At 63.5% G+C, this 23,612-nt stretch carries 16 protein-coding genes, 2 rRNA genes and 1 pseudogene (1 of these 19 running past the window's edge); 12 read left to right on the forward strand and 7 right to left on the reverse strand.

The features are described 5' to 3' along the window. The 4 genes from ACXAED_RS13060 to ACXAED_RS13075 form a co-directional block, all read left to right on the forward strand. Window positions 1–1,516: ribosomal RNA gene (locus tag ACXAED_RS13060) — 23S ribosomal RNA — on the forward strand (it extends 1,312 nt beyond the left edge of the window). Between the two features lie 199 nt (window positions 1,517–1,715). Further along, window positions 1,716–1,830: ribosomal RNA gene (gene rrf / locus ACXAED_RS13065) — 5S ribosomal RNA — on the forward strand. 290 nt (window positions 1,831–2,120) lie between these two features. Then, window positions 2,121–4,007: a methyl-accepting chemotaxis protein gene (locus ACXAED_RS13070; protein ID WP_475050413.1), complete on the forward strand. Its 1,887-nt coding sequence runs from the start codon at window positions 2,121–2,123 to the stop codon at window positions 4,005–4,007. 233 nt (window positions 4,008–4,240) lie between these two features. Beyond that, a complete protein-coding gene (locus ACXAED_RS13075; protein WP_475050415.1) occupies window positions 4,241–6,142 on the forward strand; it encodes a methyl-accepting chemotaxis protein in 1,902 nt (633 codons plus the stop codon). Between the two features lie 76 nt (window positions 6,143–6,218). Here ACXAED_RS13075 and ACXAED_RS13080 read toward each other — a convergent pair whose 3' ends face one another. After that, window positions 6,219–8,432 carry an NADP-dependent isocitrate dehydrogenase gene (locus ACXAED_RS13080; protein WP_475050418.1) on the reverse strand — a complete coding sequence of 738 codons (2,214 nt, stop codon included), beginning with the start codon at window positions 8,430–8,432 and terminating at the stop codon, window positions 6,219–6,221. A 322-nt stretch (window positions 8,433–8,754) separates the two neighbouring features. Then, window positions 8,755–9,251: pseudogene (locus ACXAED_RS13085) on the reverse strand (SH3 domain-containing protein). A gap of 214 nt (window positions 9,252–9,465) precedes the next feature. On the opposite strand from ACXAED_RS13085, the gene ACXAED_RS13090 reads away from it, so the two are divergent. From ACXAED_RS13090 to ACXAED_RS13110, 5 genes are all read left to right on the forward strand, one after another. Beyond that, complete coding sequence (locus ACXAED_RS13090) at window positions 9,466–10,452, forward strand: 2-hydroxyacid dehydrogenase (RefSeq protein WP_475050420.1); 987 nt, start codon at window positions 9,466–9,468, stop codon at window positions 10,450–10,452. Between the two features lie 40 nt (window positions 10,453–10,492). Next, window positions 10,493–12,271, forward strand: a complete 1,779-nt coding sequence (gene ggt / locus ACXAED_RS13095) for a gamma-glutamyltransferase (protein WP_475050423.1) — start codon at window positions 10,493–10,495, stop codon at window positions 12,269–12,271. Window positions 12,272–12,407: 136 nt separating this feature from the next. Next, complete coding sequence (locus tag ACXAED_RS13100) at window positions 12,408–13,811, forward strand: FAD-binding oxidoreductase (protein WP_475050425.1); 1,404 nt, start codon at window positions 12,408–12,410, stop codon at window positions 13,809–13,811. 532 nt (window positions 13,812–14,343) lie between these two features. After that, window positions 14,344–14,676 (forward strand): hypothetical protein, encoded by a 333-nt coding sequence (locus tag ACXAED_RS13105; RefSeq protein ID WP_475050428.1) that lies wholly within the window; start codon window positions 14,344–14,346, stop codon window positions 14,674–14,676. A 218-nt stretch (window positions 14,677–14,894) separates the two neighbouring features. Further along, window positions 14,895–17,402: a GcvT family protein gene (locus tag ACXAED_RS13110; RefSeq protein ID WP_475050430.1), complete on the forward strand. Its 2,508-nt coding sequence runs from the start codon at window positions 14,895–14,897 to the stop codon at window positions 17,400–17,402. Window positions 17,403–17,539: 137 nt separating this feature from the next. Here the strand turns inward: ACXAED_RS13110 and ACXAED_RS13115 are convergent, their stop codons facing one another. Continuing rightward, entirely contained in the window at window positions 17,540–18,127 is a 588-nt protein-coding gene (locus ACXAED_RS13115; protein WP_475050432.1) for a hypothetical protein, read from the reverse strand. Between the two features lie 326 nt (window positions 18,128–18,453). On the opposite strand from ACXAED_RS13115, the gene ACXAED_RS13120 reads away from it, so the two are divergent. Next, window positions 18,454–19,056, forward strand: coding sequence for a class I SAM-dependent DNA methyltransferase (locus tag ACXAED_RS13120; protein WP_475050435.1), 603 nt, complete (start codon window positions 18,454–18,456; stop codon window positions 19,054–19,056). A gap of 311 nt (window positions 19,057–19,367) precedes the next feature. Then, the gene (locus tag ACXAED_RS13125; RefSeq protein ID WP_475050438.1) at window positions 19,368–19,787 is read left to right on the forward strand and encodes a PRC-barrel domain-containing protein; all 420 of its coding nucleotides are present in this window, start codon (window positions 19,368–19,370) and stop codon (window positions 19,785–19,787) included. Window positions 19,788–19,860: 73 nt separating this feature from the next. Here the strand turns inward: ACXAED_RS13125 and ACXAED_RS13130 are convergent, their stop codons facing one another. Continuing rightward, window positions 19,861–20,451, reverse strand: a complete 591-nt coding sequence (locus ACXAED_RS13130) for an HD domain-containing protein (protein WP_475050439.1) — start codon at window positions 20,449–20,451, stop codon at window positions 19,861–19,863. A 99-nt stretch (window positions 20,452–20,550) separates the two neighbouring features. Here ACXAED_RS13130 and ACXAED_RS13135 point away from each other — a divergent pair, with 99 nt between their 5' ends. Beyond that, window positions 20,551–21,402 (forward strand): LysR family transcriptional regulator, encoded by an 852-nt coding sequence (locus tag ACXAED_RS13135; RefSeq protein WP_475050442.1) that lies wholly within the window; start codon window positions 20,551–20,553, stop codon window positions 21,400–21,402. Window positions 21,403–21,472: 70 nt separating this feature from the next. Here the strand turns inward: ACXAED_RS13135 and ACXAED_RS13140 are convergent, their stop codons facing one another. From ACXAED_RS13140 to ACXAED_RS13150, 3 genes are all read right to left on the reverse strand, one after another. Next, entirely contained in the window at window positions 21,473–21,808 is a 336-nt protein-coding gene (locus ACXAED_RS13140) for a carboxymuconolactone decarboxylase family protein (RefSeq protein ID WP_027235007.1), read from the reverse strand. 74 nt (window positions 21,809–21,882) lie between these two features. Then, window positions 21,883–22,539, reverse strand: coding sequence for a DUF938 domain-containing protein (locus tag ACXAED_RS13145; RefSeq protein ID WP_475050444.1), 657 nt, complete (start codon window positions 22,537–22,539; stop codon window positions 21,883–21,885). After that, the gene (locus tag ACXAED_RS13150) at window positions 22,539–23,609 is read right to left on the reverse strand and encodes an NAD(P)/FAD-dependent oxidoreductase (protein WP_475050447.1); all 1,071 of its coding nucleotides are present in this window, start codon (window positions 23,607–23,609) and stop codon (window positions 22,539–22,541) included. The genes ACXAED_RS13145 and ACXAED_RS13150 overlap by 1 nt, the downstream gene beginning before the upstream one ends. Window positions 23,610–23,612: the final 3 nt, after the last annotated feature.

Genomic DNA, 23,612 nt, shown 5'->3' on the forward strand with positions numbered 1-23,612 from the left:
GATCACTAGCGAGAATGATGACATGAGTAGCGACAAAGAGTGTGAGAGACACTCTCGCCGAAAGTCCAAGGGTTCCTGCTTAAAGCTAATCTGAGCAGGGTAAGCCGGCCCCTAAGCCGAGGCCGAAAGGCGTAGGCGATGGGAATCAGGTTAATATTCCTGAGCCAGGAGGATGTGACGGATCATGAAGGTTGTTCGCCCTTATCGGATTGGGCGGGCCGCTGATTGGTCCCTGGAAATAGCCCTCCATCAGACCGTACCCTAAACCGACACAGGTGGACTGGTAGAGCATACCAAGGCGCTTGAGAGAACGATGTTGAAGGAACTCGGCAAAATACCTCCGTAAGTTCGCGAGAAGGAGGCCCGGGTTCAAGGCAACTTGGATCCGGGGGCACAAACCAGGGGGTGGCGACTGTTTATTAAAAACACAGGGCTCTGCGAAGCCGCAAGGCGACGTATAGGGTCTGACGCCTGCCCGGTGCCTGAAGGTTAAAAGGAGGGGTGAGAGCTCCGAATTGAAGCCCAGGTAAACGGCGGCCGTAACTATAACGGTCCTAAGGTAGCGAAATTCCTTGTCGGGTAAGTTCCGACCTGCACGAATGGCGTAACGACTTCCCCGCTGTCTCCAACATCGACTCAGCGAAATTGAATTGCCTGTCAAGATGCAGGCTTCCCGCGGTTAGACGGAAAGACCCCGTGCACCTTTACTACAGCTTCGCACTGGCATCAGGATTGTGATGTGCAGGATAGGTGGTAGGCATCGAAGCAGGAACGCAAGTTCCTGTGGAGCCTCCCTTGAGATACCACCCTTCGCACTCTTGATGTCTAACCGCGGTCCGTTATCCGGATCCGGGACCCTGCGTGGCGGGTAGTTTGACTGGGGCGGTCGCCTCCTAAAGAGTAACGGAGGCGCGCGAAGGTTGGCTCAGAGCGGTCGGAAATCGCTCGTTGAGTGCAATGGCAGAAGCCAGCCTGACTGCAAGACTGACAAGTCGAGCAGAGACGAAAGTCGGCCATAGTGATCCGGTGGTCCCGCGTGGAAGGGCCATCGCTCAACGGATAAAAGGTACGCCGGGGATAACAGGCTGATACTGCCCAAGAGTCCATATCGACGGCAGTGTTTGGCACCTCGATGTCGGCTCATCTCATCCTGGGGCTGGAGCAGGTCCCAAGGGTACGGCTGTTCGCCGTTTAAAGAGGTACGTGAGCTGGGTTTAGAACGTCGTGAGACAGTTCGGTCCCTATCTGCCGTGGGTGCAGGATACTTGAGAGGAGTTGCCCCTAGTACGAGAGGACCGGGGTGAACGATCCACTGGTGGACCAGTTGTAATGCCAATTGCAGTGCTGGGTAGCTATGATCGGACAGGATAACCGCTGAAGGCATCTAAGCGGGAAGCCCCCCTCAAAACAAGGTATCCCTGAGGGCCGTGGAAGACCACCACGCCGATAGGCCGGAGGTGTAAGCGCAGCAATGCGTTCAGCTGACCGGTACTAATCGCCCGACAGGCTTGATTTGATCCAGTAACAGACAGTGTTACAAAACCAAACAAGCAAACCATCCCTTTGACTGGACATGTTGATTGTACGCCGGACGCATTTGGAAATGTCATCGTGACATAACTCAGCTGCGGTCTCTCGCGCATTTGCTTCGCAAACACGCTGCCGACCGCCAACCGAGAAAAGCCAACCGCCTCCGGCGCTTGGATTTTCCTCGGTTTGGTGGCCACAGCACAAGTGAAACACCCGGTCCCATCCCGAACCCGGAAGTTAAGCACTGTCGCGCCGATGGTACTTGGGCTCAAGCCCTGGGAGAGTAGGTCACCGCCAAACCTAGTAAAATCCAATAATCTCTCTAAACGATGACACAAACAAAACCGCCGCTGCGATAAACGCAAGCGGCGGTTTTGCGTTGCAAGACCTAAAGAGCAGAAACCGCGCGCCGGAAAACTGCCCCTGAAGGCTTGCTGCAAACATCCACGAGTGCCGCAGCCTCGCCAAAGACGATAATTCTCAGCACCAACCGCCGTAAACTGCCTTTGCGGCCCTGCTCAGTAGGGGATTGTTAGAGACTGCTTCCTAAGTTCGGTCCGCAATAGACCTGCAACGAAGGCTCTGCAAAAATGTCTCGAATACCCGCTTTTCTCTACCGTCTGCCCGTCCGGATCTACGCACTGGCCGCTTTGGCCGTTTTCTTGTTTGCTCTGTTGACCGTCTTCCTGCTGATCCGGGCAAACACCGCCGAATACGCCAGCCGCGAACGCGAACTGCACCAGATTACGGATCTGGCTTTCAGCCAGCTGGACGAATTGCAAAATCAGGTCGAAACCGGCCAGCTGGACGAGGCCACTGCCCGTGAGATGGGGCGCGCAACCCTCGATAGTTTGAAATTCGGCACCGCGGGTGATTTTCATGCCTTTGATTTCGATCTGGTGATCACCGCAAATGCCTTTCTGCCGGAGTGGGTGGGCACCCGCCAGCCGGATTTGACCGACGAAAACGGCGTCAAGATCTATCAGGAAATGCTCAAGATCGCCAAGGCTGAGGGCCAGGGCTCGCTGATTTACCATTTCGCCAACGCCAGCACCGGCGTGATCGAGGCCAAGATGGGTTACATCCGCGTCTATGAACCCTGGGGTTGGATCGTCGGTACCGGTGCATATGTCTCGGATATCGAAACTAATGTGCGGCAGAACATTATCACAACCGCAACCGCGCTGCTTGTGACCCTGGCGGTTCTGATGGTGGGGGCAACCCTGATCACCCGCAGCGTCACCGGACCGGTGAGCGCCTTGCGCGGACGCATGCAGTCGATGGCCGAAGGGGACACCGACAGCGCCATTCCGGCCACCACCAACAAGAGTGAAATCGGCGATATGGCACGGACTCTGGACGTCTTCCGGACATCCTTGATCCGCCAGCAGGAGCTGGAGGCGGCGCAGAAAGAACTCGACGAGAAGCGCAGCAAGGTGGTGTCGGCGCTCAGCGGCAAGCTGTCCGCTCTGTCCCAGGGCGATCTGACGGTACAGATCACCGAAGCCTTCCCCAAGGACTATGAGCAGCTGCGCCAGGACTTCAACACCTCGGCCAGGAACCTCAGCGCTACGGTCGAGCAAGTGATTGCCGCGGCCGGCAGCATCCGCAATGGTGCGAGCGAGATCAGCCAGGCCTCTGATGACCTGTCGCACCGCACCGAAAGCCAGGCTGCGACGCTGGAACAGACCGCCGCGGCGCTGGATGAGCTGACGGCCTCGGTTAAATCCGCGGCCGAAGGCGCCCGCAGCGTCGAGGCGACGATGGAGGAGGCCAGGCACGAGGCCGAAACCAGCGGCGAAGTGGTCCAAAGCGCGGTTTCCGCGATGACTGAGATCGAGCAGTCCTCCAGCCAGATTTCCCAGATTATCGGGGTGATCGACGATATCGCCTTTCAGACCAACCTGCTGGCGCTCAACGCCGGCGTGGAAGCGGCAAGGGCCGGCGAGGCTGGGCGCGGGTTCGCGGTGGTGGCCTCGGAAGTGCGCGCCCTGGCGCAGCGGTCCTCGGACGCGGCTATGGAGATCAAGACCCTGATCAGCAACAGCTCCGGCCAGGTGGAGCGCGGTGTGGAGCTGGTTGGCAAGGCCGGCGAGGCGCTGCAAAGCATCGTGTCGCAAGTCAGCCATATCTCCGGCCTGGTGTCCGGCATCGCCGAAAGCGCCGCCGAGCAGTCGACCGGTCTGGCCGAGATCAATACCGGTGTCACCCAGCTGGACAAGGTCACCCAGCAGAACGCGGCCATGGTGGAGGAAGCCACCGCTGCGGGCCAGATGCTGAAGGAAGACGCCACCAAGCTCACCGGTCTGGTCGCCCACTTCAAGATCCCAGGCACCCGTGCCGCTGCCCCGGCGCAAGCCGCCGCCGCCCCGGCACCGAGCGCGCATGGACCCAGCAGCTGGGACATCGAGGTCAAGCCGCAGCCGGCTGCGATGGCAGAGGCCAACGCCGCCAAGGACCTGTGGCAGGACTTCTGATCCTTGCGCCAAGCAAAACGAGAAAACGCCCGGGCATTTCCCCGGGCGTTTCCGGTTTCCTTAGGGCCAGGCGTCGGCCCTAGGGGGCCTGTGCGGCATTCCATTCAAAATGCGGCAAAAACCTCCCGGAAACCGGCATCAAAACTCCGGCAGGGCCCTGCAGGGTAGGGGTTTGTTAGAGACTGCCTCCTACAACAGGTCGGCAATAGAACCGCAATGAAGGCTCTGCAAGTATGTCCCGAATACCCGCTTTTCTCTACCGTCTGCCCGTCCGTATCTATTCCTTGGCGCTGCTCGCGCTTGGATTGACCGCCGTGCTCACCTTCGTGATGCTGAATCAGGCGGTGAACAACGCCTATGAGATGCGCTACAAGGAGCTGCACAATGTCACCGACGCGGCGGTCAGCCTGCTGCGCGACCTGGATGAAGGGACCAGGACCGGACGGTTCACTCCGGAACAAGCCCTCGACATCGGACGCGAGCGGCTGACCGCGCTGCGCTTTGGCGAGTCCGGCTATGTGTTTGTTTTCGATCACGACCTGGTGGTTCAGGCGCACCCGACGGTGCCCGATTGGGTTGGCACCAACCAGGGCGCCTATGAGGATGTGACCGGCATCAAGGTGTTCCAGGAGCTGGAGAAGATCGCCGCCTCTCAAGGGGCGGGGGAACTGACCTATTACTTCAAAAAGCCGGGCTCCGACGTGATTGAAGCCAAGATCGGCTATGTTCAGGCGTTCGAGCCGTTCGGCTGGATTGTTGGCACCGGTGCCTATGTCTCTGATATCGAAGCGGATGTGGCGGCCATGCGCAACAAGTCGCTGGCGGTTCTGGGCGGCGGCCTGCTGCTGCTGGCAGCGGCGGCCTTCTTTATCACCCGCAGCGTAACTGCCCCGCTGAACAGTCTGAAGAACCGGATGACCGCACTGGCGGATGGTGACACTGACAGTGAGATCCCGTCATCCGGCGCGCGCAGCGAACTGGGCGAGATTGCCCGGGCGGTGGATGTGTTCCGCCAGGCGCTGATCCGGCAGCAGGACATGGAGCAGGAGCAGCAAGCGCTCGACGCTACCCGCAGCGGCGTGGTGGAAGCGCTCAGCAGCAAGCTGTCGGACCTGTCGCACGGCGATCTGACCGCACAGATCACCGAAAGTTTCCCGGCTGAATACGAGCAGCTCCGGCAGGATTTCAACAGCACGGCCCAAACCCTCAGCCAGACCGTGGAGCAGGTGATTGCCGCGGCTGACAGCATCCGCAGCGGCGCGGGTGAGATCAGCCAGGCATCGGATGACCTGTCGCACCGCACCGAAAGCCAGGCTGCGACGCTGGAACAGACCGCGGCAGCCCTGGATGAGCTGACCGCTTCGGTGAAATCCGCCGCCGAAGGCGCCCGCAGCGTCGAGGCGACGATGGAGGACGCCAAGCGCGAAGCCGAAACAAGCGGCGAGGTGGTGCAAAGCGCGGTGTCGGCCATGACCGAGATCGAGCAATCCTCCAACCAGATTTCCCAGATCATCGGGGTGATCGACGACATCGCCTTCCAGACCAACCTGCTGGCGCTGAATGCCGGGGTCGAGGCGGCAAGGGCGGGTGAAGCGGGCCGTGGCTTCGCGGTCGTTGCGTCCGAAGTGCGGGCGCTGGCGCAGCGCTCCTCTGATGCCGCGATGGAGATCAAGACCCTGATCAGCAGCAGCTCCGGCCAGGTGGAGCGCGGCGTGGAACTGGTGGGCAAGGCAGGCGAGGCGTTGCAAAGCATCGTGTCGCAGGTCAACCACATCTCCGAACTGGTGTCCGGTATTGCCGAAGGGGCCGCCGAACAGTCGACCGGCCTTGCGGAGATCAACACCGGCGTCACCCAGCTGGACAAGGTGACCCAGCAGAACGCGGCGATGGTGGAAGAATCCACAGCGGCCGGCCAGCTGCTGAAGGAGGATGCCACCAGGCTGACCGGGCTGGTTGCCCACTTCAAGATCCCCGGCACCCGCGCGGCCGCCCCGGCCAAAGCGGTACCGGCGCAGGCCGCCGCAGCGCCGGCGCCGACCGCGCACGGCCCCGGCAGCTGGGACATGGAGGCCACGCCGCAGCCCGCTGCAATGGCTGAGGGCAACGCCGCGAGGGATCTTTGGCAGGACTTCTGAGCCTCAGCGCCTGCGGAACAAAAAAAACGCCCGGGGGAAGCCCCGGGCGTTTTTCGTTTGTATTGGTGCGGATGGATCAGCCGATGATCGCGTTCAGCGTCTCCGAGGGGCGCATCACCTTGGCTTTCAGATCAACGCTCGGGTTGTAGTAGCCGCCGATGTCGGCTACGCCGCCTTGTGCTGCGGCCAGTTCGCTGATGATCTGCTCTTCCTTGGCGCCGAGTTCCTCGGCGATGGGAGCGAAATGCGCCGCCAGTTCTGCGTCTTCGGTCTGCGCTGCCAGCGCCTCGGCCCAGTAGCGGGCAAACCAGTAGTGGCTGTCGCGGTTGTCCGGCTCACCCACCTTGCGCGAGGGCGAGCGGTTGTTGTCGAGGATGCCCTGGGTGGCGTCCTCAGCCGCGGCGCCCAGCACGCCGGCCTTCTTGTTGCCCTTGCTGTCTGCGAGGAAGTTCAGCGATTCCCCCAGCGCGCAGAATTCACCCATCGAATCCCAGCGCAGGTGGTTTTCCTCGACCAGCTGCTGCACGTGCTTGGGTGCAGAGCCGCCGGCACCGGTCTCGAACAGGCCGCCGCCGTTCATCAGCTTGACGATCGACAGCATCTTGGCCGAGGTGCCCAGTTCCAGGATCGGGAACAGGTCGGTCAGGTAGTCGCGCAGCACGTTGCCGGTGATGGCAATGCTGTCCTCGCCCTTGGTGATGGTTTCAAGGCTCTGGCGGGTGGCTTCGCGCGGTGCCAGGATCTGAAACTTGTCCGCAACGCCGGCTTCTTCCAGCGCGGGCTTCACGTATTTGATCAGCTCGGCGTCATGTGCGCGGTTTTCGTCCAGCCAGAAGATCGCCTCGGAGCCGGTCAGCCGCTGACGGTCCAGTGCCAGCTGGATCCAGTTTTCGATCGGTGCCTTCCTAACGGTGCAGGAGCGCCAGATGTCGCCCGCTTCCACCTCATGCTCATGCAGCGTATCGCCATTGGCCAGAACCACCCGGATGGTGCCGTCTGCGGGCGCCTCGAAGGTGGTGGGGTGGGAGCCGTATTCCTCAGCCTTCTGCGCCATCAGGCCGACGTTGGCGACGGCACCGGCGGTGGCCGGGTTCAGTGCGCCGTTTTCCTTGAAGAACTTGATGCTCTCGTCATAGACAGGCGCATAGCAGTTGTCGGGGATCACGCAGTTGGTGTCGCCCTTGTTGCCGTTCTCATCCCAGCCCTTGCCGCCGGCCCGGATCACCGCGGGCATCGAGGCGTCGATGATCACGTCGGAGGGCACGTGCAGGTTGGTGATGCCCTTGTCGCTGTCGACCATGTACATGGAGGGGCGCTCGGCGCGCACCGCGTCGATGGCCGCCATGATTTCCGGGTTGTCCTTGACCCGGTTCAGCAGGTCGCCAAGGCCGGAGTTCGGATCAACGCCCAAGGCCTCCAGCTGCGGGCCGAACTGGTCGAACACCGGCGCCAGCCAGGCCTTGACCGCATGGCCGAAAATGATCGGGTCGGAGACCTTCATCATGGTGGCCTTGAGGTGCAGCGAGAACATGGTGCCGTCTGCCTTGGTGTCCTCGATGGCGTCCTTCAGGAACGCCGACAGCGCCTTGGCGGACATGAAGGTGGCGTCGGCCACGGTGCCCTCGGCCAGCGGCCAGCTGTCCTTGAGCAGGGTGACGGAACCGTCCTTGGCCACAAATTCGATCTTCGCGTCACCCGCCTGCGCGGCGGTGATGGTCGCGGATTTCTCGTTTGCATAGAAGTCGTTGCCCGGCATCGACGAGACTTTGGTCTTGCTGTCCGCCGACCAGGACCCCATCGAATGCGGGTTCTTCTGGGCAAAGTTCTTGACTGCCTTGGCAGCGCGGCGGTCGGAGTTGCCTTCGCGCAGAACCGGGTTCACCGCCGAGCCCTTGATGGCGTCATAGCGGGCGCGGACGGCTTTCTCTTCGTCGGTCTTGGGCTCTTCCGGGTAGTTCGGAATGTCATAGCCCTGGCCCTGAAGCTCAGTGACGGCGGCCACCAGCTGCGGCACCGAAGCGGAGATGTTGGGCAGCTTGATGACATTGGCGTCCGGGGTCTTCACCAGCTCGCCCAGCTCTGCCAGGTCATCGCTCTGGCGCTGCTCTTCGGTCAGGTTTTCCGGGAAGGCGGCGAGGATGCGGCCAGCCAGCGAAATGTCCTTGGTGCCGACAGAGACACCGGCGGCGGCGGCGAACTTGCGGATGATCGGCAGGAAAGATGCCGAGGCCAGTTCGGGCGCTTCGTCTACAATGGTATACAATATGTCCGGGGTTTGATTTTCTGCCATGTTCCACAACCTTTCAGCGATCTCGGAGGCTTTTGTGACGGCAGCGCGGGCGGGCCGCGCCGGTGAGGGTATTCCGGTGCTGCCGGTGCGGGGCCCGGGAAACCGGGCCGGAACCTGCTTTGGCAGCCATAGATACGGCCCTCATGTAGAACACCATTGCTGCGGGTGCAATGGTTTGGCGCATTTCCCTCCCCGCGCGGATTGCCGCGGCAGAAGGGAGGGGCGCTGCCCCGCAGGTTTAAAGGAAGAGGGGCGCTGCCCCTTTTGGGCCCTTGGCCCAATTCACCCCGGAGTATTTCGGGAAAGATGAAAGGGGCAGGGGTTATTCGCGCAGCTCGTCCGGGCCGACGCCCCAGAGTTTTTTCTTGGGGGCCCAGCCGCTGTAGCCGCCGGCCGAGATCTCGCACCAGCTGGTTTCGCATTCCCCAAGGCGGGCGACCACGCCCAGCTCGAATGCGGCGGTGACCGGCGCGCGGGTGTCGGGGCGGGAATGCACGGTCAGCATGTCTTCTTCGACCAGCACCGTGCGCACGCCCGACAGAAGCGCGTAATGCACCCAGCCGCCGGCCCTTCGCGGTCCTGCACCCGGCGCCAGTGGCCGTACTCAGCAGTGATTTCCAGCGGCATGCCGCGGCGCTTGAAAACCCAGTCGATCTTGTGGCTGAGCGAGGGGCCGCGGCGCACATTGCCTTTGGCAGCCTTCATCGAAACATAGCGGGGCAGGGGGAGGTTGGTGACAGGCCCGCGGGATTCGGCCGCGCAGACTGCGCCCGTCAGGGCCAAGGCTGCCGCCGCTGCCGCCAGATGGCGGATTGCCATTGCCGCTTGTCTCACTGCCTGCTCGCCTCTTCTTGCCCAGCCGGGTTGTGCCCAGCCTCTTGTTCCGGTGTTCTGCCCGTTTCGGTCTGACCCGCCGCGCCGCTAAATTTCCGGTTGCGGGCCGGGGAATGCGGTTGGGTTCTTGTGCCTCTTCGCATCCTGCGCCACGATGCCATGGAGGCGTGCGGAATGAAAAGCCCAAGGGAGAGCACAAGTGCCAAGAGACCGATTGAGTGTTGTCGTTACGCGACGGTTGCCGGAACCTGTGGAGACCCGGCTGAGCGAGCTGTTTGATGTGCGCCTGCGCGAGGATGACACGCCAATGACCCGGACCGAGCTGGCCGCGGCGCTGAAGGACGCTGATGTGCTAGTGCCGACCGTCACCGACAATATTGATGCAGGGCTGCTGGGGCAGGCGGGCGACCGGCTGAAGCTGATTGCCAACTATGGTGCCGGCGTCGACCATATTGATGTGGCCACCGCCCGCCAGCGCGGCATCCTGGTGTCAAACACGCCTGGCGTGCTGACCGACGATACCGCCGACATGGCGATGGCGCTGATCATGGCAGTGGTGCGGCGGATGCCCGAAGGCCTGGCGGTGATGCAGAAGGGCGACTGGCAGGGCTGGGCGCCAACCGCTTTCTTAGGCGGCCGCATTGCCGGGCGCCGCCTGGGCATCCTTGGCATGGGCCGGATCGGCCAGGCCGTGGCCAAGCGTGCCGCCGCTTTTGGCATGCAGATCCATTACCACAACCGCCGCCGCCTGCGCCCGGAGGTCGAAGAGAAGCTGGAGGCCACCTATTGGGAGAGCCTCGACCAGATGGTGGCGCGGATGGACGTGCTTTCGGTCAATTGCCCGTCGACACCCTCCACCTTCCACCTGATGAACGCCCGCCGCTTGAAGCTGATGAAACCCTCGGCGGTGATCGTGAACACCTCGCGCGGCGAGGTGATCGACGAAATGGCGCTGACCCGAATGCTGCGCGCCGGGGAAATCGCGGGCGCGGGTCTCGACGTCTATGAGCACGGCACCGACATCAACCCGCGCCTGCGGGAGCTGCCGAATGTGGTGCTGCTGCCGCATATGGGCTCGGCCACCCTCGAAGGCCGGATCGAGATGGGCGAGAAGGTGCTGTTGAATATCAAGACTTTCGAGGACGGCCACCGCCCGCCGGATCAGGTGGTGCCGTCGATGCTGTAAGCGCGCCGGAGTGTGGCTGGGCATTTAAGGGAGGACTTTCATGAAGTATCTGATTCTGGCCGCTGCCGGGCTTGCCGCGGGCTCCGCCGCCGCGCAGGAAGCCGCGGATGCTGTCGCGCCCGAAGGCGCGACCGCCGGCACGTTTGAGGCGATCTCCTCCGAAGTGGCCGCTGCACTGGAAGCCAAGGCCGCAGGCGAGCCGGTGGAGGCGAAAAACTGGATGGTTGCCGCCGCCAACCCGCATGCAGTGGAGGCCGGCGCCGGCGTCCTGCGCGCAGGCGGCACCGCGGCGGATGCGATGGTGGCGGTGCAGACAGTGCTGGGGCTGGTGGAGCCGCAATCCTCGGGCCTCGGCGGCGGCGCGTTTCTGGTCTGGTACGATGCTGCCACCGGCGAGGTGACGACGCTGGACGGGCGCGAGACTGCACCGCTCGCCGCTATGCCGACGCTGTTCCAGGATGAGAGCGGCGAGCCGTTGCAGTTCTTTGACGCAGTGGTCGGCGGTCTTTCTGTCGGCACCCCGGGCACGCCCGCGCTGCTGGAGGCGGCGCACCGCCGCTGGGGGCAGGCCAACTGGCCTTCGCTGTTTGAACCGGCGATCCGGCTGGCAGAGGAGGGTTTTGCTGTCTCGCCGCGCCTGGCCGGACTGGTGGAGCGCGATGCCGAGCGTCTGGCACGGTTCACGGCCACCGCCGCCTACTTCCTGCCGCAGGGAGAACCGGTCCAGGAAGGCGCGGTGCTGGTGAACACGGACTATGCCGAAACCCTGCGGGCATTGGCTCAGGACGGCGCGGGGGCGTTTTACTCCGGGCCGATCGCGGCAGAAATCGTGCACGCCGTCACCGCTGCCGAGGGCAACCCGGGTGTGCTTTCGGCCACGGACCTTGCGCTCTATCAGGTAAAGGAACGCCCGGCGGTCTGTGTTGCTTACCGCGATTTCGAGGCTTGCGGCATGGGGCCGCCGTCTTCCGGCGCGCTCACCGTGGGCCAGATCCTGGGGATGCTGAACTCCTATGACCTGGCTGAATTGGGGGCGGACAGCGCCCAAGCCTGGCGGCTGATCGGCGATGCCTCGCGTCTCGCTTTTGCCGACCGCAGCCGCTACATGGCGGACAGCGACTATGTGCCGGTGCCCACCCACGGGCTGGTGGCGGCGGATTACCTGGCCAGCCGCGCGGAGCTCTTGCAGGGCGATGACGCGCTGCCCGAGGTGGCGCCGGGCTCGCCCGAGTTCGACCATGCGCTGCTGGCGGACGACGAGTCGATCGAGCTGCCCTCGACCTCGCATATCTCGATCGTGGACCAGTACGGCAACGTGCTGTCGATGACCACGACGATCGAAAACGCCTTCGGCTCCCGGCTGATGGCGGGCGGCTTCCTGCTGAACAACGAACTGACGGACTTCTCCTTCCGCACCCACGCCAACGGCGTGCCGATTGCCAACCGGCTGGAGCCGGGCAAACGGCCGCGCTCCTCCATGGCGCCCACAATTCTGCTGCGCGAGGGCAAGCCGGTGCTGGCCATCGGCTCCCCCGGCGGCAGCCGCATCATCGGCTATGTGGCGAAATCCATTGTCGCCTGGGCCGATTGGGGGCTGAACATCCAGGAGGCGCTGGCGCTGCCGCATCTGGTCAACCGCTTCGGCACCTATGATCTGGAGGCGGGCACCAGCGCCGAAGACCTGGGCGAGGCGCTGACCGGGATGGGGTATGAGGTGAACGCCCGCGACCTGACCTCCGGCCTGCACGCGATTGAGATCGGCGAGAGGCTGAAAGGCGCTGCTGATCCCCGTCGCGAAGGGATTGCCTTGGGCGGATAATGCTATCCGGTCCGGCGGCAGCGCCGGTCCGCCGCTCCTCTACCGGCTACTGGGTATTGCCGCCCCGCAACTTGGGGGCGTAGGTTAACAGGTGAATGTTCCGGGCGTCAGGCCCATTTCCCGGGGGGAACCGATCATGGTGCAAGCCACATCACTGCCGCGCAACGAGGCCGGGATCGCCGCCGCCATCGAGACGCTGACCCAGCAGTTCGGAGACCGACTGCAGACGGGCCAGTCGATCCGCGAGCAGCACGGCCACACCACCACCTGGATTACCAATCAGGCGCCCGATGCGGTGATCTTCCCGGAGACCGCCGGGGAGGTCTCTGAGATCGTCAAAGTCTGCGCCGAATACGGCGTGCCGGTCATTCCCTTCGGCACCGGCACCTCGCTGGAGGGGCATGTGAACGCCCCGGCAGGCGGCATCTGCATCGACCTGATGCGGATGGACAAGATCATCGCCGTGCATCCCGAGGATCTGGATGTGGTGGTGCAGCCCGGCGTCACCCGCGAGCAGCTCAACACCTACCTGCGCGACCAGGGCCTGTTCTTCCCGATCGACCCCGGCGCCAATGCCTCGCTGGGCGGCATGGCGGCGACGCGGGCGTCGGGCACCAATGCGGTGCGCTATGGCACCATGAAGGACAATGTGCTCAGCTTGGAGGCGGTGATGGCCGACGGCGGCGTTATCCGCACCGCGCAGCGGGCCAAGAAATCCTCGGCGGGATATGACCTCACCCGCCTTCTGGTGGGGTCCGAAGGCACCCTGGGCCTGATCACCGAACTGACGCTGAAGCTCCAGGGTATCCCGGAGGCGATCCGCTCTGCCCGCTGCTCCTTCCGCTCCGTCGACGACGCCTGCCGCGCGGTGATGATGACGATCCAGTACGGCATCCCCGTCGCCCGCATCGAACTGCTGGACGCGCTCAGCGTGCGCGCCGCCAACGCCTATTCCGGACTCGACCTGCCGGAGACACCCCTGCTGCTGCTGGAATTCCATGGCTCGGACGCGGGCGTGGTGGAGCAGTCCGACATGTTCGCCTCCATCGCCGAGGAATTCGGCGGTTTTGACATCGCCGCGACGTCCACCGCCGAAGAGCGCAGCAAGCTGTGGCAGGCGCGCCATGACATGTACTGGGCCTGCCTGCAGCTGCGCCCCTCTGCCAAGGGGATCTCCACCGACGTCTGCGTGCCGATCTCCAAGCTGGCGGAATGCGTTGCTGCTGCACGGGAAAAGGCCGAAGGCATGGGGCTGCTGGCACCAATGGTCGGCCATGTGGGCGACGGCAACTTCCACGCGCTGCTGCTCATCGACATGGACAGCGATGCGGAGCGGCAAAAGGCGGACGAATACATCGGCTGGCTCAACGAGATGGCGATTGCGATGGACGGCACCTGCACCGGCGAGCACGGCATCGGCCAGGGCAAGCGCCCCTATCTGCAGCAGGAACTGGGCGAGGCAACCCGTTACATGGCGGCGATCAAGGCGGCGCTGGACCCGGACAACATCCTGAACCCGGGCAAGATACTGGAGATGTGAGCTGCGGGCGCCCGCCAGCGGTCCGGGCTGGGCCGGCGGCGGGATTTGAGTATTTGGGGAAAGATGAAAGCGCAGGTCCAGTGCATTCATCTTTCCCCAAATACTCACACCGCAGCGGCAGCGGCGATCACGCCGCTTTGGGGGTTGCACACCCGGCGCACGCCTGTCTCACCGCATTTTAAGCCCAGCCTGCCATGATGCCCCTGATCGCGGTCACCGCCGGGCCTGACACCCCCGGCACCCAGGAACAGGGCCCTTTGGCAAGGGCGCGCAGAGACAACGTTCAGCGTGCGGGAGGAACCTCCCGTCCCGCCTCCGCCTCTTGGCGGCGCCGCCACTCTTAACCGCTGATGATCACCTCTCAAGGATCAGCACAGCCAAACCGCAGCAGCAACCGGCAGGGCAGGGGCCTTGGCCGGGTGAACGCAGTTGCAGGAAACTCTTCCCCGAAAAGCCGGAATGCTGCCGCATTTCTGCGCCGGGTTCTGACTTGCAATGAAACCGAAGCATTCCTGCGGAACCGGAGAGCGGCATGGGACTGAGAAGAACGATGGGCATCCTGGTGTTCAGCACCCAGGCGGTGATCGGCTACGACTACTACATCCAGACCCGCGACGCGAACCTCAGCTGGGGCGATCTCAGCGCCACCGACTATGGCACCATCCTTCAGGAGCGGTTTGCCCGTGCCCGTGCCGAGGACGCAGCCCGCCTGGCCGGCGGCGGCGGCGGCACGTCGATCTGGGGTGAGGCCGCCAGTTATGGCAAGCGGCTGTTCATAGGCGGCGAGCAGGTCGCAGAAGCGCAGAGCGGCGAAGAAGCGCCGCCGCCGGTCTGCATCCGCCGCGGCAATGTAGCGGACTGCTGACCGCGGTCCGGACGGCCTGAAGTGAGACCAGCAGGGGGCGCGAGCCCCCTTTTTGCTGCGCGGAAATCGCCATAGCGGTCAGAATCGCCGCCGGAATCCGGTATGCTGTGGCGCGCAAGGTCGGTTTTGGCTGTTTTTGCGTCGGCCTGATTTTGCGCGGATTTCAATGCGCGGGCATAACCACTGCCAAGAATCTCACAAAGCTGGAGAGCGGGAGAATGAAAACCCAAGTCAAAGCACTTGTTGTTGGCGGCGGTGCCGTCGGCACCTCGATTGCCTATCACCTGGCCAAAGCCGGCTGGGAAGACGTCATGCTGATCGAGCGTGACGAGCTGACCTCCGGCTCGACCTGGCACGCGGCCGGCCTTCTGCCGCTGTTCAACATGTCCTATGCGACCACCCACATCCACAAGTACTCGGTCGATTTCTACAAGACCCTGGAAGAGGAAACCGGCCTGAACGCAGGTTTCGCCGTTGTGGGCAACCTGCGCATGGCGCAGACCCAGGAGCGCATGGACGAATACATGCTCTATGCCTCCACCGCAGAAACCTGCGACGTGGACTATGAGTGGCTGACCCCGGAGCAGATCAAGGAGCGCTGGCCGCTCATTGAGACCGGCGACCTGAAGGGCGCGATCTACCACACCGAGGACGGCTACATTAACCCGGCTGACGTGACCCAGGCGATGGCCAAGGGTGCCCGCCAGCGCGGCGTCGAGATCGTCCGCAAGATGCAGGCAGACGCGTTCCACTGGAACGGCACCCATTGGGAAGTCACCTGCACCAAGATGATCGAGAAGGGCGGCAACCTGGTCGAGTCCGACGAGAAGGTGGTGATCACCGCCGAGCACGTCGTGACCGCCTCCGGCAACCACGCGCAGCGCACCGCCAAGATGCTGGGCATCAAGATGCCGGCGATCCCGGTCGAGCATACCTTCATCGTCATGGATCAGGACCCCGAGCTGGTCAAATGGCGCGAAGCGGGCAACCCCGAGCACCCGGTGATCCGCGACGCCGACAACGAATCCTACGCCCGCGAAGAGCGCGGCGGCTGGATCCTCGGCATCTACGAGCACGGCGCACCGGCGCGGTTTGAGCATGGCGTGCCGGACAGCTTCCGCGCCGACCTGTTCCCGCTGGACCTCGACCGGATCGCCGACCAGTACATGGCGATGGCCGAGCGCGTGCCGTCCTGCGCCGAAAGCGGCCTCAAGGACGACTTCAACGGCCCGATCTGCTACACCCCCGACGGCAACCCGCTGGTCGGTCCGGCACCCGGTCTGCGAAACATGTGGCTGGCCGAAGGCTTCTCCTTCGGTATCACCGCGGCGGGCGGCACCGGCTACTACCTGGCGCAGATGATGGTGGACGGCGAGGCCGAGATCGACATGGCGTCGCTCGACCCGAAACGCTACTCCTCCAACTGGATGACCACCGAGTTCGCGGCCCGCAAGAACGAGGAGTGCTACGAGCACGTCTACATCCTGCACCACCCGGACGAAGAGCGCGAAGCCTGCCGTCCGCTGCGCACCGCCCCCGCCTATGACCGTCAGAAGGCCCGCGGCGCACAGTTCGGCTGGGTCAACGGCTGGGAACGCCCGAACTACTTCGGCCCCGTCGATGCGCCGGAGAACTTCGACAGGGAAAGCCGCTCGTTCCGTCGTGGCAAGTGGTGGCAATACGCCGTGGAAGAGGCCAAGGCGATCCGCAACGGCGTTGGCCTGATCGATGCCACCGCCTTCACCAAGCATGTCGTCAAAGGCCCCGGTGCCACCCAGTTCCTCGACTGGTTCACCTGCAACAAGCTGCCGAAGGTCGGCCGCATCAACCTGACCTATGCGCTGACTTCACACGGCACCACGCGCACCGAATACACCATCGTGCGCAACGGCGAGAACAACTACTACCTGGTCTCTGCCGGTGCCTGGTCGGAATATGACGCCGACTTCCTGCGCAAGGCGGCCGAGGACAAGATGGAGGAGTTCGGCTACATCGAGATCCAGGACGTGACCACCCAGTGGGGCGTCTTCGCCATCGCAGGCCCCAAGTCCCGCGACGTGCTGAAAGAGGTGATCGTCGACGCCGACCCGGAAACCGCGCTGTCGAACAAGAGCTTCCCCTGGCTGTCGGCCCGCCTGATCGAGCTGGGCATGTGCCCGGTCAACGCGATCCGCGTGGCTTACACCGGTGAACTCGGCTGGGAGCTGCATCACCCGATCGAGATGCAGAACTACCTCTTTGACCTGCTGGAAAAAGCGGGCGAGAAGCACGGCATGAAGCTGGTCGGCGCGCGTGCGCAGAACTGGCTGCGCCAGGAGAAATCCTACCGTGCCTTTGGCAACGAACTGGGCCGCGACGCGACCCCGCTGGAAGCCGACCTGCCGCGCTTTGTCGACCTGGAGAAGGACTTCCACGGCAAGGACAAGCTGGTCGAGACCGGCGTCCGCGTGAAGTGCTGCACCCTGCTGATCGACGGCCCCGAAGACGCCGATCCCTGGGGCCGCGAGGCGCTGTACGCTGAGGATGGCACCCGTGTGGGCCGTCTGACCTCCGGCGGCTACTCGGTGGCCTTCGAGAAATCCATCGGCATGGGCTATGTGAAGCCTGAGTTTGCGGTGGAAGGCACCAAGCTGCAGGTCAAGATCCAGGACAAGCTGTGGGACGCGGTCGTCACCTGCGACAGCCCCTATGATCCGAAGAACGAGACAATCCGCCAGAACGGGTAAGTTCCGGCGAAAGAGATGAGAAAGCCCCGGTCAATGTGCCGGGGCTTTTTTGTTATGGAAAAAAATATGCAAAAAAGTAGTGCTGCTACATCAATACAGCCATCGATATTGTTCTGAATAGCTGCGAGAAGTGGCAATTAATTTTCGAGTGTCCATCCCATGGTTTCGGCCATGGCCATTGGAGCAACTTTGTTCACAATTATATGTTGTGCTGTATTGCTGATAGGAGTTTGAACGTGCAGGTCTGCTTTGTCGTTGTATGGAATTTTGGCTCGGTCAAGGTGAACTAGTAAGTCATCAGTTCCGTCGTAACAGTTGATCATCCGTACCCAGAAGAACATCTCTAGCTGTCTCGACTTCTCCGTTTCGAATGTGCTGACGACGCTGCGAATTGTATCGAGGCACAAGTCTGTATGTCTGTTTAGCGACCAGAGTGCATACTCTCTGCTTTGCAGCGCTCTATTAAGCCGCTCACCTTTGGTTCCCATCTCAGCTTCAATCCACTCCTGTTCGCTTGGGGAAAGGCGTGGTATTCGGGTATCAAAACTTTCCCAGTAGCGTTCTATGGCTTCTGCAAAGTCTTTTCTCTTCTTTGTGTCGGGATTGTTTTCGCTCCAAGGTATAATATCGAAAACGGCCCAGGTGAGCTTTTTTGTCGAAGCTTCGACCGAGCCAGCTCCCAAACAGACCCAAAAGCTCACAATTACTGACAGCACTTTTTGCAATGGATCCTCCTCGCAGGTGAAGTCTAAGGTTAACAAGTTCTATCCAAAATAACAGAAACTTACAGAATTGGCGCCGGATGCGCTGCAAAAAGAGTGCCAACTACAGCCGAACGAGCGCCTGACCGCGGGGTGGCGCTGCAATCGTGGTGCCTCCATTGGGACGGTCAGGATCGCGGCCCAGTCTGCTTTCCGGCAGGGTTTTGGACAAGCTTTGGGCACCCGGCACGCGTCCTTGATCCGGGGAAACAGCTGCGCCAGTGCCTGTTGACGCCGCCCGCCCGCCGCTTCACTGTCCCGGGCCTGAGATACCAAGGCAGGGCAGGCAAATGAGCGACGACTGGAACGATTACGCAGACGGCTGGGACGGCAACAGCGATGTCCGGAACTATGCCGACAAAGCCTTTGCCGCGCTTGATGCCTTTGCCGGTATCACCGGCGGGGGCTGGAAAGACAAGCGGGTGCTCGACTTCGGCTGCGGCACCGGGCTTTTGAGCGGGAAGCTCGCGCCGCACGTGCAGGAGGTGGTGGCCGTTGACACCTCGGACCGGATGATCGCGGTGCTGCAGGACAAGGCGCTGCCCGGCGTGAGGGCGCTGCACGCGGATATTCTGGACAGCAGCACAAGGGAGGTTGGCGGTGGGCTCACCGGCTTTGATCTGATCTGCGCCTCGTCCGTCTGCGGTTTCTTGCCGGACTACAGCGGTGCCGTGGCCGAGCTGGCGGGGCTGCTGAACCGCGGCGGATTGTTTGTGCAATGGGACTGGCTGGCCACGGATGATGGCGGCTCCGGGCTGACGGAGCAGCAGGTAGGAGACGCGCTCAGGGGCGCAGGCCTTGAGCCGGTCCGGGTTGAACAGGCGTTTGCAATGGAGGCCGGCGGTCAACGGATGCCGGTGCTGATGGGCGCAGCCGTCTGCGCCGCGGGTTGAGCTTGCGGCGATAGCCTCTTTGCGCGGCTGGAAGGGCCGCGCGAAGACCTCCCGCCCGTCACCGTTCGGATATTAAATCCGAAGGTTCCCGTTGGGCCAGGCAGGCCGCGCCGCAGGCGCGGCCTGCCTGGCCCCGGTAGCGGCGCGCACCGCGCGGCGCCACCGCTTCAAAGCGGCTTGCCCGCTTCCTCCCTGGCACCCGCTGCAGCGGGTGGCCGCAGATGATGCTCAGGAATTTTCCCGGCTTTTCAGGAACTTTCTTCTCCTGCGCCCGTTCACCTTATGAACGAACCAGAAAAGGAGAATGCAACATGAAACGCCTCGCAACAATCGCCCTCGCGGCTGGCATGGCGGCTGCACCGGCTCTTGCAGAAACCCAGCTGGATACCAAGGATCTGATCCGCACCCGGGATATCACCGGCGGTGACATCTACACCCTGAACGGCCCGATGGACGAAGACACCTGGGGCAACTGGGAAGCAGATGGCGTCGGCCCGGACTGGAACGACATCGGTGAAATCGAAGACATCATCCTGGACCGTAACGGCCAGATGAAGGGCGTCGTGGCCGAAGTCGGCGGCTTCCTGGACGTGGGCGACAAGCACGTGATGATCCCGGTGGAAGACATGCGTCTGGCACCGGTCGATGACAAGCGCTACGTGATCGTCACCCGCTATACCGAAGAACAGCTGGAAGAGTTGCCGTCGGTCGATGAAGGCTGGTGGGACTAACAACAGCAGCATTTAAAAGAGGGGCCGTCCGGCCCCTCTTTTTCTGTTCGCAGATGCCGCCCGGGCGGGCAGGTCAGTCTTGGGCCGTCTCCGCCAGCTCCATATGGCCCCAGCCGCGCGACAGCACCTTGCGCAGGATCGGCTCGAAGAACTCCAAGGGCTTGGTCGGGTACGCCGGGTCAAAGGCGCACTGGTCGTATTTTTCGCAGAAATACCGGCAGTCCTCCCAATAGGGGCTGTCGCGGTATTTGTCCCGAGCGTTGCGGTCGCCGCCGAAATGGTGGTTGTAGTAAAAGCCCTGGAACACGCAGTGGTGTTTGAGGATCCAATAGGTCTTCTCGCTGACGTAGGGCTTCATCATCGCCGCCGACAGCTCGCCGTGGTTGTAGGGCGACAGGATATCGCCGGTGTCATGCACCAGGGCTGCCACGATGATCTCGTCCTCGGCGCCGTCCTCCCAGGCGCGGGTCGCGGCCTGCAGGCTGTGCTGGTAGCGGTTCACCGGGTAGGGGGTCCAATCCTCGTCCAGCGAGCGGATCGCGTCGAGGATGCGGTCGGGCAGGGCGGCGTTGTATTCTTCCTCGTACTTCTCCACTGCTGCCCAGTCTGCAGGCGTGGCTTCTTCGAAACTGGTCCAGTTTGGCTTGTGGCTTTTGTCCAGCATTGGCGCGGTCCTTTGGTTGATCTGCGGGCAGCCTAGCGGTTCCCGGATGAGCAGGAAAACGAATTGATTTGCTCAAACTGATCGGAAATATTTATCACCATGCAGATCAATTCTTTTGAGACCTTTCTGGCGATTGAGGCCACCGGCAGCTTTCACGGTGCGGCGCGGGTGCTGAATATCACCCAGACCGCCGTCAGCGCCCGGATCAAGGCGCTGGAGGAGGCGCTGGGCACGCCGCTGTTCGACCGCGGGCCGGGCGGCACAAGGCTGAGCGAGGCGGGGCGGCAGTTCCAGCCCTATGCGGAGCAGATGATGCGAACGTGGGAGTTCGTCTCCGGCGATCTGAAGGCAAGCCTGGCGGGGCGTGTGCCCTTGCGGCTGGGGGCGCAGCTGTCGGTCTGGGATCCCGTGCTGGTGGATGTGGCGGTCTGGCTGGAGGCGGAGCAGGGCACGGTGCCGTTCACGCTGAACTACGACCACGCGATGAACATGGGCGAGGCGGTGGCGCGGCGGCTGCTGGATCTGGCCATCGTCAATGAAGTGCCCGCGGGCACCGGCCTGGCGGTGGAGGAGCTGCCGCCGGAGCGGCTGGTGCTGGTGGCGGATCAGCCGCTGCGGCTGGGGCGGGATGCGCTGCCCTTGTTCGTCAACCTGGAATTCGGCAGCGAGTACGATGCCCGGCTGCGCGAGGTGCTGCCCCGCCGCAGCCGTCAGCACATCGTTCTGGGCAATGCGCTGATGGGGTTGCGATACCTGCAAAAGCGGGGCGGCATGGGATATTTCCCGGCCTATATGGCGGCTGAGGCACTGGCCGCGGGGGCGCTGCACGCGGTTGAGGGCGCGCCGGAAATCAACCTGAGCTGCCGCGCGCTCTATTTGCCGGACAACCCGGCGGTGGAGCATATTCGCCAGGTGCTGCAAGGCCTGCAAGAGGTCCGCGGCACCAGCTAGCGAAGAAAATTCCGGCGCGGAATTTTCCACGGAAAACACGTGTTTTCCGGGCTGAATTCCGCGCCGGAATTCAGCGTGTCAGCTGATCGAAGCACTCCATCGCTTTGGCCGCATACATCATCGCCGGGCCGCCGCCCATCTGGATCGACATCGCCAGCACATCGCCCACTTCGGCACGGCTGGCGCCTGCCTTGACCAGTGCCTCCACATGCAGGCCGATGCAATCCTCGCAGCGCAGCGCCACCGCAATGCCCAGGGCGACGAATTCCTTCTGCTTGAACTCTAGCACGCCGCCCTGTTTCACCGCCTTGCCAAGCGCGCCGAACGCCTGGGCGGTTTCCGGGATTGCCCCGTTCAGATTGCGCAGGCCCTTGCGGGTGCCGTCCAGTTTCTCGTGCCAGTCCATCTGCTGTTCCCTCGATAATACATTCCGATTATTGAAGGTGTATGGGCGGCACTTCTGCGCGGCTTTGATCCAGGTCAGATGGCTGGCTTTTCCGCAATCAGGGCGAGGTTGTTGGCGGGCATCTCCACCGCCTGCAGCAACTCCAGCCCGGCACCGTGCAGCCAGTCGATCACGTCGAAGTCGTCCTTGTAGCCGATCTCCGGGTCGTGGGCGGATAGCGCCGCGTGAAAGGCGCGGTCGCCGTCGCTGGTCAGCTCGCCGCCGCGCATGAAGGGGCCGTAGATCACGAACCGCCCGCCGGGGGCGAGCGCCGCGGCGGCCTCGCGGATCAGGGTGCGGGCCTCGCCTTCGCTGATCAGGTGCAGGAGGTTCACCAGCACGATCAGGTCCTGGCCGGGCTGCGCCGCGCTCCAGCCGGGGGCGGTGGCGTCGAGCTGAACCGGCGGCGAGATGTTCTTGAGACCGCTCTCTTCGGCATAACTCCGGATACTTGCGAGGCGGATGTCCTCCACCTCGCTGGGCTGCCACATCAGGCCGGGCAGGCGGGCGGCATAGGCCACGGCGTGCTGGCCGGTGCCGCTGGCCAGTTCCAGGGCGCGGCCCTTGGCGGGTGCCGCCTCCGCCAGCAGGTCGCACAGAACGCTGCTGTTGCGGGCGGCGGCGGGGGCGAACAGCTTGCCCTCCTCAGGTGCAGCAACCGAGGCCGCGCCGGGAACAGAGCGTACCGGCATCAGCGCAGCCGGGCGGGCGACAGCGCCGCCACCGTGTCCGCGTCCAGCACCGGCGTGCGGCCTGCCACCAGGTCGGCAATCAGCTGCGAGGCTGCGGGCGCGGTCATGATGCCATAGCCGCCCTGAGCTGCGCACCAGATGAAGTCCGGCTGATCCGGATCCGGGCCCAGCACCAGGGTGCCGTCCGCCACAAAGCTGCGCAGGCCTGCAAAGTTGCTTTCGACGCGCGTCACCGGCTCTGTCACCATCTCCTCATAGCGCGCCAGCCCTTCGGCCAGGACCATGTCGTCGGCATAGGCGTCATGCGGCTCCACCGGGTCGGCATCGGCGGGGGAGACCAGCAGCTTGCCCGCGTCGGGTTTGGCGTACCAGGTCTCGCCCACGCCCAGCAGCATCGGCCAGCCGCTGACGTCATGGCCGCCCGGCGCCGGCAGCCGCGCCATCGAACGGCGCTTGGGCTGGAGGCCGATCGCCGCCACCCCGGCCAGCGCGGCGACCTGATCAGCCCAGGCGCCCGCGGCGTTGACCAGCTGGCGGGCCTGATAGGTCCGGCCGCCCGCGGTGACCTCCCAGCCGCCGCTGATGCGGGTGATGCCGCTCACCGGCGCTTTGGTCACGGTCTGCCCGCCCGCGGCGCGCAAGGTCTTGGCAAAGTCCTGCAGCATCCGGTCGGTGTCGATATCCTCCGCCGCGCCGCTGATGGCGGCAAAGCCGACGGTGTCCGGGTTCAGGATCGGCACCATGGCGCGGGCTTCGTCCAGCTCCAGCGTCGCCATGCCCAGCTCATCCACGTCGCGGGCAAAGCCGCCGGCGTCCCCCTTGGCGCCCAAAAGCATCAGCCCGCGCGGCGACAGGTAGCCGCCGTCACGCAGGTAAGCGGCGCTGGCGCGGTTCAGGGTCACGGTGGCGCCGTGGCCATAGTTTTCTTCGAACAGCGCGGCGGAGCGGCCCGAGGAATGGTAGCCAAGCGCGTCCTCCATCTCCAGGAGCGTGACGCTGCCCAGGTCCGCAAGGCGGGCGGCGGCGCTGATGCCGGCCATGCCGCCGCCGATGACGATGAAATCCTGCATGGG

It is taken from the genome of Leisingera sp. ABM4_103, from assembly GCF_056158685.1.